General features: G+C 44.2%; 15 protein-coding genes. 9 read left to right on the top strand and 6 right to left on the bottom strand.

What is annotated here, in order from left to right; translation table 11 throughout:
- Positions 1-255: 255 nt before the first annotated feature.
- The 3 genes from ACIGBN_RS07640 to umuD all read left to right on the top strand — a co-directional run bounded on the left by ACIGBN_RS07640 (position 256) and on the right by umuD (position 1,542).
- A complete protein-coding gene (locus ACIGBN_RS07640) occupies positions 256-414 on the top strand; it encodes a hypothetical protein (protein ID WP_165942992.1) in 159 nt (52 codons plus the stop codon).
- 104 nt (positions 415-518) lie between these two features.
- A complete protein-coding gene (locus tag ACIGBN_RS07635) occupies positions 519-935 on the top strand; it encodes a hypothetical protein (protein ID WP_396664600.1) in 417 nt (138 codons plus the stop codon).
- Between the two features lie 157 nt (positions 936-1,092).
- Positions 1,093-1,542, top strand: coding sequence for a translesion error-prone DNA polymerase V autoproteolytic subunit (gene umuD / locus ACIGBN_RS07630; protein WP_396664598.1), 450 nt, complete (start codon positions 1,093-1,095; stop codon positions 1,540-1,542).
- A 115-nt stretch (positions 1,543-1,657) separates the two neighbouring features.
- Here the strand turns inward: umuD and ACIGBN_RS07625 are convergent, their stop codons facing one another.
- From ACIGBN_RS07625 to ACIGBN_RS07610, 4 genes are all read right to left on the bottom strand, one after another.
- Positions 1,658-1,918 (bottom strand): hypothetical protein, encoded by a 261-nt coding sequence (locus ACIGBN_RS07625; RefSeq protein WP_133003544.1) that lies wholly within the window; start codon positions 1,916-1,918, stop codon positions 1,658-1,660.
- Between the two features lie 180 nt (positions 1,919-2,098).
- Positions 2,099-2,869 (bottom strand): tRNA (cytosine(32)/uridine(32)-2'-O)-methyltransferase TrmJ, encoded by a 771-nt coding sequence (trmJ, locus tag ACIGBN_RS07620; RefSeq protein ID WP_133003545.1) that lies wholly within the window; start codon positions 2,867-2,869, stop codon positions 2,099-2,101.
- 6 nt (positions 2,870-2,875) lie between these two features.
- Positions 2,876-4,186, bottom strand: coding sequence for a J domain-containing protein (locus ACIGBN_RS07615; RefSeq protein WP_396664596.1), 1,311 nt, complete (start codon positions 4,184-4,186; stop codon positions 2,876-2,878).
- Positions 4,187-4,272: 86 nt separating this feature from the next.
- Entirely contained in the window at positions 4,273-6,711 is a 2,439-nt protein-coding gene (locus tag ACIGBN_RS07610) for an EAL domain-containing protein (RefSeq protein WP_396664594.1), read from the bottom strand.
- A 161-nt stretch (positions 6,712-6,872) separates the two neighbouring features.
- On the opposite strand from ACIGBN_RS07610, the gene moaC reads away from it, so the two are divergent.
- The 3 genes from moaC to ACIGBN_RS07595 are packed head-to-tail and all read left to right on the top strand — an operon-like array spanning position 6,873 to position 8,050.
- On the top strand, positions 6,873-7,355 hold the full coding sequence (gene moaC, locus ACIGBN_RS07605; RefSeq protein ID WP_133003548.1) for a cyclic pyranopterin monophosphate synthase MoaC: 483 nt from the start codon (positions 6,873-6,875) through the stop codon (positions 7,353-7,355).
- Positions 7,348-7,602, top strand: a complete 255-nt coding sequence (locus ACIGBN_RS07600; RefSeq protein ID WP_133003549.1) for a MoaD/ThiS family protein — start codon at positions 7,348-7,350, stop codon at positions 7,600-7,602. Before moaC ends, ACIGBN_RS07600 begins: the two co-directional genes overlap by 8 nt.
- A 1-nt stretch (position 7,603) precedes the next feature.
- On the top strand, positions 7,604-8,050 hold the full coding sequence (locus tag ACIGBN_RS07595) for a molybdenum cofactor biosynthesis protein MoaE (RefSeq protein WP_133003550.1): 447 nt from the start codon (positions 7,604-7,606) through the stop codon (positions 8,048-8,050).
- 25 nt (positions 8,051-8,075) lie between these two features.
- On the opposite strand, the gene ACIGBN_RS07590 is transcribed toward ACIGBN_RS07595, so the two are convergent.
- Entirely contained in the window at positions 8,076-9,323 is a 1,248-nt protein-coding gene (locus ACIGBN_RS07590; protein ID WP_133003551.1) for a site-specific integrase, read from the bottom strand.
- A gap of 694 nt (positions 9,324-10,017) precedes the next feature.
- On the opposite strand from ACIGBN_RS07590, the gene ACIGBN_RS07585 reads away from it, so the two are divergent.
- The 3 genes from ACIGBN_RS07585 (at position 10,018) to ACIGBN_RS07575 (ending at position 11,380) form a co-directional block, all read left to right on the top strand.
- Complete coding sequence (locus ACIGBN_RS07585; RefSeq protein ID WP_396664591.1) at positions 10,018-10,266, top strand: hypothetical protein; 249 nt, start codon at positions 10,018-10,020, stop codon at positions 10,264-10,266.
- A gap of 460 nt (positions 10,267-10,726) precedes the next feature.
- Positions 10,727-11,008, top strand: a complete 282-nt coding sequence (locus ACIGBN_RS07580; protein WP_133003553.1) for a hypothetical protein — start codon at positions 10,727-10,729, stop codon at positions 11,006-11,008.
- Positions 11,009-11,092: 84 nt separating this feature from the next.
- Positions 11,093-11,380 (top strand): hypothetical protein, encoded by a 288-nt coding sequence (locus ACIGBN_RS07575; protein ID WP_396664589.1) that lies wholly within the window; start codon positions 11,093-11,095, stop codon positions 11,378-11,380.
- Between the two features lie 9 nt (positions 11,381-11,389).
- Here ACIGBN_RS07575 and ACIGBN_RS07570 read toward each other — a convergent pair whose 3' ends face one another.
- The gene (locus ACIGBN_RS07570) at positions 11,390-12,805 is read right to left on the bottom strand and encodes a M48 family metallopeptidase (RefSeq protein WP_396664587.1); all 1,416 of its coding nucleotides are present in this window, start codon (positions 12,803-12,805) and stop codon (positions 11,390-11,392) included.
- Between the last annotated feature and the right edge of the window lie 26 nt (positions 12,806-12,831).

Raw genomic sequence — 12,831 nt, 5'->3', positions numbered from 1 at the left:
TTCAAGCTTTATCATGAACTTGGCGCTGATACCGGAAGATTACAGGGTGTTGGTATGGTGTTCAAAAAAACGTTTGATCCCCTTTGGCTCATCTTTAGAGATGTGTCATGTCTGCTTTAGAGAGGGTTTCTGTGGTTAGGGGATCAAGATCATCCTTTTGAAAGTATTGATCACAGATAAAGCGCACTGATAATCTAGTTTCTAGAAATGAAGCTGATTAGAATGATTTATGACAATACGTTCATGGAGGAGTATATGGAGCAATTTAGACAACTACTCACGGATCTCGAGTGTATTTCTCTTCAGGATATTTCAGAGATACCTGAAGACCTACAGCACGAGATTGCTGAGCAGATAGAGCAGTTGCAAGACAAACTCAAGCGCTTAAATGAAAGCAGCTGTTCCGTTAAGTGACCTGTGATGATAAGGCTGCCTCTTTTTGCGTTTATGAGTGCGATAAAATTCGAGCTTGCTAAGGCATCAATCAAGTCGGTTATTTCAAATGCTGGGGTGTCGGCATGAGTTATCCTATTAAGGCGTTGATGTGTTGTTTGGCGGCGCTCTTGTTATCGGGTTGCGCTGCTGACTCAGAGCGAATGCTTGGTAAAGCGCGTACGCCAGTTGCGGTGTCTGAGGTGCAGGTTTTGATGCAGCCGCCCAGTGTTGCCTATGAAGCAATTGCGCAAATAAAGGTAAGAGTGCAAGAAGGGTTTGATCAGCAGGCTCGTTTGAAAAATACCATCGCTGTGTTGGTCGCCAAAGCGGCTAAGTTGGGGGCGAATGGCGTGATAGTGGCGGATACCAAAGAGTTTAATGCGGCTTACAATCGCATCAGCACAGGCACGGCTTTTACTGAGGGTGCTTCATTTACTTTGTCGCCAAGCGCTTTTAGTCGGGTAAAGCTAAGTGCCACCGCCATTTACTTGGCTCCGTAGACATCTGGTGGAGCTTGCCAGTGTTATTTTAAATATTAAATAAAATAATTATTTTAATTATCTAATACGATTATTTCCTCTATTTATCGCTATATTTTGTTAGGTGATAGTGGGCTTCCGCTCTATACTGTATACATATACAGTCAGGAATGTTTTTATGCGAGTTTCCTATCTCGGCGTTGCCAAATCGGCTTCTTTTATTGCTGCCAACAGCGTTCAAATCCCTCTTTATGAAGAGTCAGAGTCTACTGTGCTGCCTTCCTCTGATCAGGATGCGAAGCAACCGGCGTTTGATTTGAATACGCTTTCTATCCAGCACCCAGCCGCGACCTTTTTTGTCAGAGCGCATGGTGATTCCATGGTTGAGGCGGGCATTTATGCGGGCGATGTATTGGTAGCGGATAAGTCGCTCAATGCTCGTCACGGCGATGTTGTGATAACGTACATTGATGGCGAAATGACGGTGAAAATATTGGAATTAAAGCCTGATGTCGTGCTTCGCCCTAAAAATAAAGCCTATGCGGCGATGCCAGTAACAACAGAGCCTAATGTAGAGATTTTTGGGGTGGTTATTAGCGTTATCCGTCAATTAGCGCGAGCCGAATAAAAGACTCAAAAAAGCGCCTTGTCATCCATAAAGGCGCTGATTATCCAATGCTGTTTCTCAGTGTTGCTTCTTACCTTAATGATATTCTCTCGTACTACAGCAAAGTAAAACTCGCTTACTGGCATACCGTCTCGGTTTGGCTTAACAGTGTCGCTGTGTAATGGCATTGATACGTTTTATCTAACACGGACGCGGTAAATTGTACTCGTTCACCGTCGGCTTTTTTATTGCTGATCACAATGTTGTCAGGGTTGGCGTGAATTGCCGCGCTGGCTTTATTTTGCAGTGTTTGTTCAGTTGTGAGTGTGTTGTTCATAGAAACGCAGCCAGTTAATGCGCTCGCTGTGATTAGAGTGGCGATGGTTAAGGTCTTCATCAGTTTATTGCTCCTTGCTGTGAATGTGCCAAATGTGGGGCGATTATAGTCATTTTGAGCCGTGTTTTGCGCGAGTTTACGAGGACTTTACTCAGTGTCACTAAGGTTTGTAGGGCAATAAAAAACACAACCTAGGTTGTGTTTTTTTGTTTAAAGCGAGTGTAGTGTTTCTAACGAGAACTACTCTTGCTCGGGTGTTTTTTTGGCTTTTTTCTCAGGGTGGTTGTTGGCATCTGTTAGCCCTGCTTCACGCTGAACCGCCGCCAGTACGCCGCGTAAGATGCCCAGCTCTTGTTTTTCAGGGCGAGAGCGGTTGAAGAATCTATGGAGTTTATCAAGTACTTTGCCTGGGTGGTTGCGAACAATGAAGTTGATCCCATAGAGAGTATCTTCTAGGTGTTCGTAGAATAAATCCATGTCTTTTTTACGTGGGTATTCTGCCACTGTCTTGTCATACGTGGTCTGGTCTTGATTGGCCATCCAGATTTCATATGCCACGATTTGAACCGCTTGAGAGATGTTAAGTACTGGGTATTCATCATTGGCATCGATGTAAACTTGACGATGGCATTGCGCAATTTCTTCGTTTAATAGCCCTGTGGTTTCTCTGCCAAAAACAATGGCCACATCGTGCTCTTTTGATTCAGGAATGACCGTTTGAGCGCATTCACGAGCGTTCATGATTGGCAACTGAAAGGTGCGATGACGTGCGCTGGTGCCAATCACGAGACTGCAATCGCTGATGGCTTCTTCTAGTGTGCTCACAATAGTGGCGTTTTCCAACAAATCGACAGCACCGGCGGCACGGCTGGTGGCTTCCTCTGAAGGGTAGTCGTTTGGGTCTACCAAATACAAATTGGTGAGTCCCATATTTTTCATGGCACGGGCAATGGCGCCCACATTTCCAGGGTGAAACGTGTTGATTAAAACAATTCGAATGTTACTCAGCATGGGCAATTAATTACTCAGTGTTTGATCGTCTTGGCGTCTGGTTTTTAGCGTGAGCGATTGCTCTGTGCTGGCAAACTCTACATCGTTCAAGACGACTTGGTTGGTGTCGTTGAATAGGAATTGGTTACAGGCCTGATGATACAGGGAACCGGTCTCTAACACCAATCGATAGCGACCTCTAGGGATGAAGTTAGCGGCGTAGGCTTGACCTGCTTTTAGGTAAATAGCGAAAGGGGCTAAGCCGTCATAAGACTGGAAGCTGAGCACGCTGGCTTGTTGAAGGTGGTTGAGAATGCGCAGTCGACTTTGGCCGTCTGCGTTCCCGATTAACTGACCGTGTCTTGGCGCCAGACCAGGTTGGCCAATACAGCCGGTTTCGAGCGCATTTTGAGCGCTGCCAAAACCGATGTCTTTGGCTTGTACCCACCCATTAACACCTTGATATCGAACGGTAAGCCAATCGCCTTGTGCTTTAATGCTTTGTATATCGGTGAGCGCAGGAAGACTCATCAATTGTTGGGTGTGGGTGTCGGGCTCTGCAAACAGTTTGGTGGTCACTAGCGTGTAGTTGGTGCCAATTCGATATTGTGGATACAGACCTGAAATATAACTGCTAGCGTGCGGTTCAACGGCTTTTGTATGCGAATCTTGCCAATATAAGGTGGCGTATATGCCAGCGGCAAAACACGCTAAATAGGTTGCCGTTCGAAACGCGGCTTTGGCAGCGTACAGGCGAATCGGAGTGCCGGCTCGGTGTTCTTTGGGAGCGTCTGGTTCATCGACAAAGGTTTGATAAGGTGGAATATCAAACTCAGTGAAACGAGGAGGTTCTTCAGTATCGGATGTTTTGTAACCTTGAGAGGTAAAGCCCTTGGAAGCTTTGAAGGCTTCTTCGTATATGGCTTTTACACGTTTTTCATTAAAGGTATTTCTTGCGGACTTGATGGCGTCATTGCGCGTTTTTTCTTGCTGGGCGCTATTGCGCTTCATTTCTTCGTAAGCCCGCTGTCGCTCTTTGATAAAAGCGGCTTGTTCTTTGTCTGATGTGGATGAGTAATTACGATAGCGAGGGTCAGCGGTCTGAGTCGCTTGAGTGAATTCGTAAGGTTTCCAGTGGGTTTCTGATGTGCCTTGTTTGATGGCATCTAGTACATTTTGGTAAGCGGCCTGAAGTCGTTGAAAGAGCTCAGTGGTATCAACACCTGGATTTTTGTCAGGATGATAGAGTCTTGCCAAGCGACGAAAAGCGGTTTTAGCTTCATGAGCGCTGGCATTGGTAGGGATCTCTAACAGTCGATAATCGTCTATAAGGCTCATGCTATCCTAGAAAATAAGCGTTTAGGCAAAAAAGAGGCGGCCGCATAGCATTATGCATGATTTGTAAGTTTCGACAAAGCGGCAATTTAGGACCCTAATAAGGAAAGGTAATCCTCACACGGCATCGGTCTATAAAGGTGATAACCTTGCCCAATTAAGCAATGCCATTGCTCAAGCTGTAAGGCAACTTCTTCGCTTTCGATGCCTTCGGCGACGCTGATAATGCCCATTTCTGAGCTGAGCTGAATCATATTTCGGCAAAGAATGGCGCTGCTTTTGTCGGTCAAACTTTGGGCGACAAAAAAACGATCCACTTTCAGTTCGTTAGTCTGCAAAGCGATGAGGTTTTGCATAGAACTGTAACCCACGCCAAAATCGTCGATGGAGAGTTTGAATCCGGCTTTATGAAAGCGATTGACGTTGTCAAACATCACCTGACTGTTTTCAAAAATACTGGTTTCGGTGATTTCAATGACCAGTTGTGACGCAGGCAGTTGATAGTATTGCTGTAAGGAAATCACGCGGGCGGCAAAGCCTTCATAGAGCATGTCCAGTGCGGAGATGTTTAAAGAGAGCGTTCTATTTTTAAGCAATTTTGGGTGCTGGGCAGCCCATTTAAACACTTTAAAAATTACAAAATCCGTCAGTTTACAAATCAGTCCAGCTTGTTCCGCTAAGGGAATAAATTCACCAGGGGAGACTTGGCCTAGTTGTTTGTTGTTCCATCGTAAAAGGACTTCTCCTCCAGTGATCTCCCGTGTGGCTAAGTTTACTTGAGGTTGGATTTCAAAATACAGGCAGCCATTTTTTAGATCCTGAGTTAAGAGTGTGAGTAGGTGCAATTGATGGGCGTAATTTTGCTTAAGTGTTTGGTTAAAAGGTTGCCAGGTGTCTATGTCCACTCGACTGTGATTGCAGGCGATGAGTGCGTTTTGATACAGGGAGTCAAGTGTGTTGCTTTGCGATGGATAAAGTGCGCTGCCGATGTTGTATTGGTAATGAAAATCCAGATGACCGATTAAAATAGGGGTGTCTAAAAAACGTTGAACGGACTCAACCTGATAGCCCAGCTCCTGCTTAGATACGCAAATAAACGCCACCTTGTTGGTGGAGATGCGAACCAGCTTTCTTGTGGTGTTATTTGGCAGTGACAAAGACAGCACAGAGTCCATCTCGGCTAGGCTGTTATCCAAATTTTGTATCAAGGTTGATGTGGCTTGTTCGGCCTGATTGGGGCCGTAAGCTTGGCTGAGTTGCGAGTGGCTGGTGATTTCTATCATGACGAGGGCGATGTCGGGGTGACTCATCGACGCGAGTTTAGCTTGCAGCACTTCAAAATAATAGTAGCGATTGGGCAGGCCTGTGCTGCCATCCGTTTGAATCTTTAATGTGGTGTTGAGCTCTATTTGTTTGGCCTTATCGGTAAAAGCGATAGCAAAACCAAGTAACTCCAGGAAGTTGCAAAATGGGAGCGCGGCCTTGGTGATGTCATTAAAGGGGACGATATTCCAGTACATCATGGAGTTGATGGAGCTGCCAATGCTGACCATTATGATAGCGAAAAGGTAAAAGCGCGCCGCAATGAACCCTTCTCGGTAAGATTTTAGACCATATTGAAGGCAGAAAATGATCATTGAAATCTGCATGATAATGAACAAAATGGCGGATATTTTTTCTGAAAAAAACACGCTTATAAGCAGGTAGGCGAAAAAGATGCAGTCGACCCAATAACGCCTACGGGTAGGCGTCTTCACCCTCGCAGTAGGCAAGAAGCCAATCGTAAAACGATACAAGCTCCAAGCGGCGAGCACAAACAGTGTGACCTTGCTCTCTATTAACCAGTGATGTACGAATTCAGGGAAAAACCAACGACTCGCGCCCATCATCATCGCCAGCGACAATAAAATAAAGCAGTGAAAAGCCAGATAATAGCCAAACGCCGCATAACGAAACTGCAAAAAGATGATGAAGTTAAACGCAAGCAAAACCAAGACGCTGGTAAGGGCGATGGTCCAAAATAACGTCGTTGATAGTTTCGTGATGGCAGTGTCTGCATTTTGATGGAGCTGCAATGGTGTTAATAGTGGGCCACGGCTTTGCTTGCGAATATACAAGGTGTTGTCTTGTTCGGGTTGCAGGGTGAGTTGTATCCATATTCCATTGTAATAGGCGACTTGATTTTGCCAGGTTTGGTTCGCACCGCGACGCCAATGTTGGGTTTGTTTGCCATTCTGAAGAAAATAGAAGTCTAGGTCATCGATCAAATAATTGTTCATTTGAAGGTCAACTGTGACGGCTTTATTGGGTGTAGGGAAGTGTATTTTGTGCCATATGACATGGTCAGAAAAGCGTTGCGACGCCTTGTAATTGGCTTTATCAAAGGGGGCTTTGTTGAAAATAAAGGGCAGTGAATCCTTGTCTTTCTGCACATAAGTGGGCAGGGAAGACAAAACCACTTTGTCTACATCATAGGCTTGTGCGTACGAGCCAAAAAGCAACGCAAATAAAAAGAGAAAAAACTTCATCCAATTGGGTCCCAAAGATCCTTATGCTGTGAAATACGTGGTTCTTATCGCAAAACCCTTTACCGATTATTCTTTTTGAGAAATGAATCTTCTTGCATTCCAATCCTGTTTCTTAAACCATAGTAGATATATCGCTATTTGCTTTAAAAATTGGACAAATTATGAACGACACACTTACTCATTTAGATCAACAGGGCAATGCCCATATGGTTGATGTGTCTGAGAAAAACATCACTAAACGTACAGCAACAGCGCAAGCTATTGTCACCATGAAACCAGAAACCCTGACTAAAATTGTGGAGGGAGGGTTGCCCAAAGGCGATGTGATCGCTACGGCGCGCATTGCAGGTATTCAGGCTGCGAAAAAAACCTCGGATTTGATTCCTTTGTGTCACCCTTTGATGTTGAGCAAAGTCAGTGTAGACATCGCTATTTTGAATGACACCGACATTCAGATCTTGTGTACTTGCGCACTGAGTGGCAAAACCGGCGTTGAGATGGAAGCCTTAACTGGCGCCAGTGTAACAGCATTGACCCTATACGACATGTGTAAAGCGGTCGACAAAGGCATCGTAGTGAAAGAAATCTGCTTGCTTGAAAAGCACGGCGGTAAAAGTGGCGACTGGAGCAAAAGTAATGACTAAGCTGACCGTGGTCTTTTTTGCGTCTCTAAAAGAGTCGTTGGCAATCGGTCAGTATCAGGTGGTTGGTGACTTTCCTATGTCAGTAAAGGCACTTAAGCAAATGTTAGCGTCTGAGCTTGAAAATGGCGACGCGCTGCTGGCTGCCGGTATTCAGTCGTCTGTCGATTATGAATTTGCTCGTGATACTGACATGATTTCAAACACCGCAAAAGAAGTGGCTTTTTTCCCACCTGTTACGGGAGGGTAAAATGATTTCTGTTCAAGAAGAAGATTTTAACGTCGCTGAACTGTATCAAGCACTCCTGGTGGCAAATAAAACCGGCGCTGTCGCCATGTTTGTGGGTTTGGTGAGGGAGTTTTCAGATCTTGCTCCTGAAGACTGTGCCTTTGAGCTAGAGCATTATCCAGGCATGACAGAACACAATTTGCAAAGCATAGTGGATGACGCTAAGTCACGCTGGGCATTGCAAGAGGTTCGCGTGGTGCATCGTGTTGGACGCTTGTCGGTAAATGATCAAATTGTGTTTGTTGGGGTGAGTTCATCCCATCGTGCTGAAGCCTTTCAAGCGTGTGACTTTATTATGGATTATTTAAAGAGTCGTGCCGCTTTCTGGAAGAAAGAAACCCAAGGTGATCATGCTCAGTGGGTTGAAGCCAATGAAAAGGACAGTGCAAGCCTAGATCGTTGGTCATGATCTAGGCGGACGCTCACTGATTAGCCTAGTGTGGTCGCAATGTTTTCTTGCGGCCACTGGCGTGTCTTTCTCGATACTCTGTGTCTATGTAGCGGTCGGTTGTCGCCATGCTGGCGTGCCCCGCATCTTCTCGAACGTGTTCCTTCGGTCGTGTTTTTACATCTTCTGAGATGCCTGTGTGACGCAGCCAGTGAACCGTTGCAACGCGAAGGTCATCGGCGTCTGTGCGCATGCCATCTTCACACATTCTTTCATAGGCTTGATCGAAGCAGAACTGAACAATGTTTCTGACTTGCCGTGAGCTGGTCATTGGGCCTTGTCCGCGGTTTTTAGGAATCAGAGGGGTGTTTTCGGCAATCGTCGGCATGTCAGGCAAATCTCGAAAGCGACGGTAACGAACCAGTGCCGTTAACATGTCGTCGGAGACGGCAATAAGCCTTTCTTTGTTGCCTTTAGAAAGGACTTTAAACCACCAATGACCGTCTGTGTCCTTGGTGAAGTCTCCCATGATGGGCGCTGAGCGTTCATCGGCCACCAACTCAGAAATTCGCAGATACATGCCCAAGAGCGCGTTCATAATGAACAGGGTGCGTTCATGCATGTTGGGGTCTTCTTCTGCGAGCAATTCCGCGGTTTCAATCACATAGTCCCACTGCAAATTCGAAATGCGGCGCACTTGACGGCGTGTCACTTCTTTTTTGACGAATTTACTTTTCTGGCGGATCAAGGCCACTGGGTTTTGTTGCACGGCTTCTTCTTGCATAAGAAAGCCATAGTACGAGGATAAAATGGAAAAGGTTGCTCGTATCGCTGCTTGAGAGAGGGAGTGCTGTTTTGTTACCGGTACTTCGCCATTCTTAAACTCAAGCTTGCTGATGTGGCTAACAAAGGGTCTCCATTGCTTGTTTGGCACTCGTGTTCCCATGTGCAATTTAAAGCGAGCGACGTTTTTGGTGCCAATCCACTCTTCAGGAGGGGAGATACAAAAATGAATAAATTCTTCTATTTGATCGCGACGTAAATGCGTAGTCGGTGAAGATTGAACGTACCATGACCACAGTAAAAGGCGTTCTACTTCTCTACGGTAAGCGTTAAACGTCGCCTGTGAGCCGTTGTAGCTGTAGATAAAGCAAAGGGCGAGTTGTAAGTCTCGCTTAAAGTCGGGGTTTTTAAGTAGCGGTGTCCCAGCTGTCATCTCAGCCGCAATGCTGTCGAACTGTGTGAATGGGTTGGGAAGGTGTTCTAAATTGTCTATTAAAGCAGCTGGCGTCATGATTTTACTTTATATGAAAGTTGTCGTAAGCGTAGCAAAAAAGTTCTTCTTAACATCATAAATGACTCTCTTTTTGATTCCTATACTATTTCCAACAATTACTTTATGGATGGGCTGGCTGATGGCGATGTTTGCACAGGCCGCTGTTTTATTAAGCAGGGGTTGTGTAGAAAATCTAAAAAGGAGAGGGTGTTTTTAGCGGGTGTGTTTTATTTTTTACATTGTGCAATAACGATGACAAATAAGGATGAAATTTTTAAAAAAGATGATCTCATTTTCTTTTTTTTTTGCCTGTACCTAAGGGACATTTTTGTCAGTGTTAAGGCGTTCTTATGTGCCTAATAATGTGCCCAGATCGGTATTTCTAGGGAAATGGTCATGAATGTTGCGTTTCTGTCTTGCGCGCGCGTTTCTTTTATGGGTACGAAAGAGTGAGTTGGCTTCAATAGATTCTCAATGGGCGGCAAGAGCGCACTATTTATCAAATGGTCAATCTGCTTTTTCTTTTTGTGTGTGTCTGCGGCGGTCTTTTCTGATCTTATTTTGCACAATCTTGCACGTTAATGTGAATAGTTGAATGTAAAAAGAAACCCACTGTCGCGACCTATTTATTTCTTTTGGTGATGGTATTATCTCGCTTATAGAAATTAGGCATTCAGATATGCCGTATTGAAGAATATCGAAGGAGAGACAAGTGACTACTTTTACTAAAAGCGCATTCGCTTTTTTGGCGGCCTCTGCAATGGCGTCCGCCGCTTTGGCATCCACTGGTGATGTAGGTTACGGCAGTGTCCACCGTGCACAAGCGGACATTGGCTCTTTAGAAGCAAAAATTTCCAACATTGAAGTCAGCGTAGACACCAATGCTGCTTTTACTTTAAGAGACGATATGCCTTTGCATATGAATGGGAAAATTCAATTTGTTCAGAACCAGCTGAACTAATACCGCCGTTTAGAAAAAGTGTTTATTTTAAAAAGGTTTGATCTTGAAAAGGATTGAGCCTTTTTTATGTTCGCTTCCCCTCTATTTCACATCGCTCTGCATGTTTAACTTGTTTTAGATTTATTATTTATTCTGCTGATGCGGTTTTTATAAATCTTGCGAATTTAAATGTGCCTTTGATTTTTTGTAAAAATACCCTCCTTTCTAAATGTGTCATAAATGATGCAAGAAATTACATTGTTTATTATTTTCTTACTTTTCGTGTGCACTTTTTTATATTGTAAGAAGCTAGATCAAAAAGTGCTCATTTCTATAGAAATTTCAGATTAGTTTGAATAGTTGAATGTAAAGTGACACCGTTCTTTCGTCTCTATTTATTTTTTTATTTGATGATATTATTTACCACATCGAAACACAGTGAATATTAATCACTTAATAGAATGTATCAAAGGAGATATATATGAACACTTTTACGAAAAGCGCACTGACTGTTCTTGCTGCCGCTTCCATTGCTTCTGTTGCTGTCGCAGCACCAGGTGACAGTACTTATGGCAACATCACTAAAGCACAAGCGCAAATCAACTCTCTTGAGTCTCAGCTAAGCAGTGAAGGCGTTGCTGTCGAAATGAATGCAGATACTAACGCTGCGATTTCTCCTACTGAGAAAGCCGCTGACTTGAATAAACAAGTGAGAAGCCTACAGCATCAACTAGATGCGTTGAAAACTCAGCGTTCTGAATAATAGCGTTTAGAGTAAGGGGTCAGGAAAGAGCGAGATGTAGGTTCTTTCCTGATGTCATTCACGGCATATATTATGGGGCTTTTAATGCAGATGAAAAAACTATTATTACCAATGCTAGCATTAGTGTTGAGTACTAATTTATATGCATCAAACAGCGCGCAATATAATGATCGCCTTATTCAGGATCGTGCGCAGCTTAAACAGCTTGTTATGCAATTAAAGCAGTTGGGTGTTCATGTTGAATCGACGGTTCAACCTGGTGCATTGACGTCAAAAATGGAAGAGCATGCTGTGCTGCAAGCCAAAATCGTACATTTCCAAAAAAAACTTAGAGAGGTAATGAACGCACCTCATATCGCTTGTATTGAGTGATCTTCGTTATCAATCATTAATGTCCGCGTTTTTTTCCACCTCTTTAATTCGATCAAAATATTCTTGAGTGTTTTTCAGTATCTCTTTGTCTTGTAACGAGATATCCTTTTCTGCGCGTTTTAATAATCGCTCTGCTTGTTTGTCTTTCCCTTGGCTAAATTCAAATTGCGCCTTGTAATTAAGCGCCATTGGTATGTTGTTAATGCCTTGGTAATAATTCATATAGGCTTGCCACATCAGCTTACGTTGATACAAATAAGGCGTTTTTCTCTCTTGTGGTTTGCTGTGCGTCAGTTCGGCATACAGGGTTGAGAACAAAATATCTTTCGGCGCTAAATTAAGTTGTGCACGTGTTAGTGCTAGCGCCTTGTCATCCTGGTTGTCTGCCTTTAGCGCACTGACTAATAAGTATTGGGTGAAGCGATTGTGCGTGCTTAGCTTTGTTAAATACGTCAGCGCTTTTTTAGGGGATTGATCCAAGTAATTCAATAACGCAAAAGCAAAGTTAGCGATGTCTGAGCCAGCATCAGGAACAGAGTGAGCCAAATACTGATAAGGGTCGTCTGCTAGGGTGGCTCGATAGGTTAGTAGTGTGGCTCGAAAGTAATTAAAGTCATCATCATGAGTGCTTTCAAGAATGCTTTTAGGGGACTCCATTGACAAAGAATCGGCCATTCGAGTCTGTGGCAAAGGATGGCTTGAGAGAAACTCTAACTCTGGTCGCCCGATAGACGCTTTTGCTAATCCGTTAAAGAGTTCATTCATGCCTTGAGGGTTCAAACCTGCTTCCACTAAATACTGTCGTCCATGGCGATCTGCTTCCTGCTCTTGGGCACGACTGTAAGTGAGGAGACCATCTGCTTGGTTGGCCATACCGCCGATCCAGAGTGCCGCGCTGGCATCGGGGTCAGCACCCGCCAGTGCGGCCGCAAAGCCTGCACCAATCAGTAGTAAGTTTTTGTTGAATTCTTCGCTAGAGTGCTGCGTTTGTCTTTCGTAATGATTTAAATCTAAGTGAGCCACCTCGTGAGCCAGCAAGCCATAGAGCATGTCTTCATTCGTAATCATTTCCATGATGTCTGAATAAATGAATAAATGGTTCCCTGGAATGACGAATGCGTTGGTTTGCGTGCTGTTGAGTAATGTCATTTCAACCATTTTATTGTATAGGCTGGTTTGGGGCAGGATATGAGATAATGCCTCTTTTAAATAATCATAGGCAGGGGGGAAATTGATAACAGAAGCGCTGCCGTTTAGTTTCCTAAACCAATGCTGTCCAACCACGTAACTTGGGTTGGCTAATGAACGTTCATCTTTGGTGGCCGTTAAGTCTGGTAAGACTGAGTAGGCTGGATTTGAAAAAGTAATAGAAAAAACAACAAACAAGATACTGAACTTAGTTGTAACGTTAGAAAATAGTCTCATAATATGGCACATATACTCATCGTGGA

It is taken from the genome of Marinomonas sp. NPDC078689 (assembly GCF_044542435.1).
Classification (GTDB): domain Bacteria; phylum Pseudomonadota; class Gammaproteobacteria; order Pseudomonadales; family Marinomonadaceae; genus Marinomonas; species Marinomonas arenicola.
The sequence above is the reverse complement of the archived record's forward strand: the minus strand, read 5'-3'. Positions and strand labels throughout refer to the sequence as shown.

Bases quoted from the DNA above. Each gene is read 5' to 3' on its own strand.
- ACIGBN_RS07575 (WP_396664589.1), top strand. From the start codon at position 11,093: ATGCAGATGAAAAAACTATTATTACCAATGCTAGCATTAGTGTTGAGT.
- ACIGBN_RS07600 (WP_133003549.1), top strand. From the start codon at position 7,348: ATGACTAAGCTGACCGTGGTCTTTTTTGCGTCTCTAAAAGAGTCGTTG.
- ACIGBN_RS07625 (WP_133003544.1), bottom strand. From the start codon at position 1,918: ATGAAGACCTTAACCATCGCCACTCTAATCACAGCGAGCGCATTAACT.
- ACIGBN_RS07570 (WP_396664587.1), bottom strand. From the start codon at position 12,805: ATGAGACTATTTTCTAACGTTACAACTAAGTTCAGTATCTTGTTTGTT.
- ACIGBN_RS07610 (WP_396664594.1), bottom strand. From the start codon at position 6,711: ATGAAGTTTTTTCTCTTTTTATTTGCGTTGCTTTTTGGCTCGTACGCA.
- ACIGBN_RS07635 (WP_396664600.1), top strand. From the start codon at position 519: ATGAGTTATCCTATTAAGGCGTTGATGTGTTGTTTGGCGGCGCTCTTG.
- ACIGBN_RS07595 (WP_133003550.1), top strand. From the start codon at position 7,604: ATGATTTCTGTTCAAGAAGAAGATTTTAACGTCGCTGAACTGTATCAA.
- ACIGBN_RS07590 (WP_133003551.1), bottom strand. From the start codon at position 9,323: ATGACGCCAGCTGCTTTAATAGACAATTTAGAACACCTTCCCAACCCA.
- ACIGBN_RS07640 (WP_165942992.1), top strand. From the start codon at position 256: ATGGAGCAATTTAGACAACTACTCACGGATCTCGAGTGTATTTCTCTT.
- moaC (WP_133003548.1), top strand. From the start codon at position 6,873: ATGAACGACACACTTACTCATTTAGATCAACAGGGCAATGCCCATATG.
- ACIGBN_RS07615 (WP_396664596.1), bottom strand. From the start codon at position 4,186: ATGAGCCTTATAGACGATTATCGACTGTTAGAGATCCCTACCAATGCC.
- ACIGBN_RS07580 (WP_133003553.1), top strand. From the start codon at position 10,727: ATGAACACTTTTACGAAAAGCGCACTGACTGTTCTTGCTGCCGCTTCC.
- umuD (WP_396664598.1), top strand. From the start codon at position 1,093: ATGCGAGTTTCCTATCTCGGCGTTGCCAAATCGGCTTCTTTTATTGCT.
- trmJ (WP_133003545.1), bottom strand. From the start codon at position 2,869: ATGCTGAGTAACATTCGAATTGTTTTAATCAACACGTTTCACCCTGGA.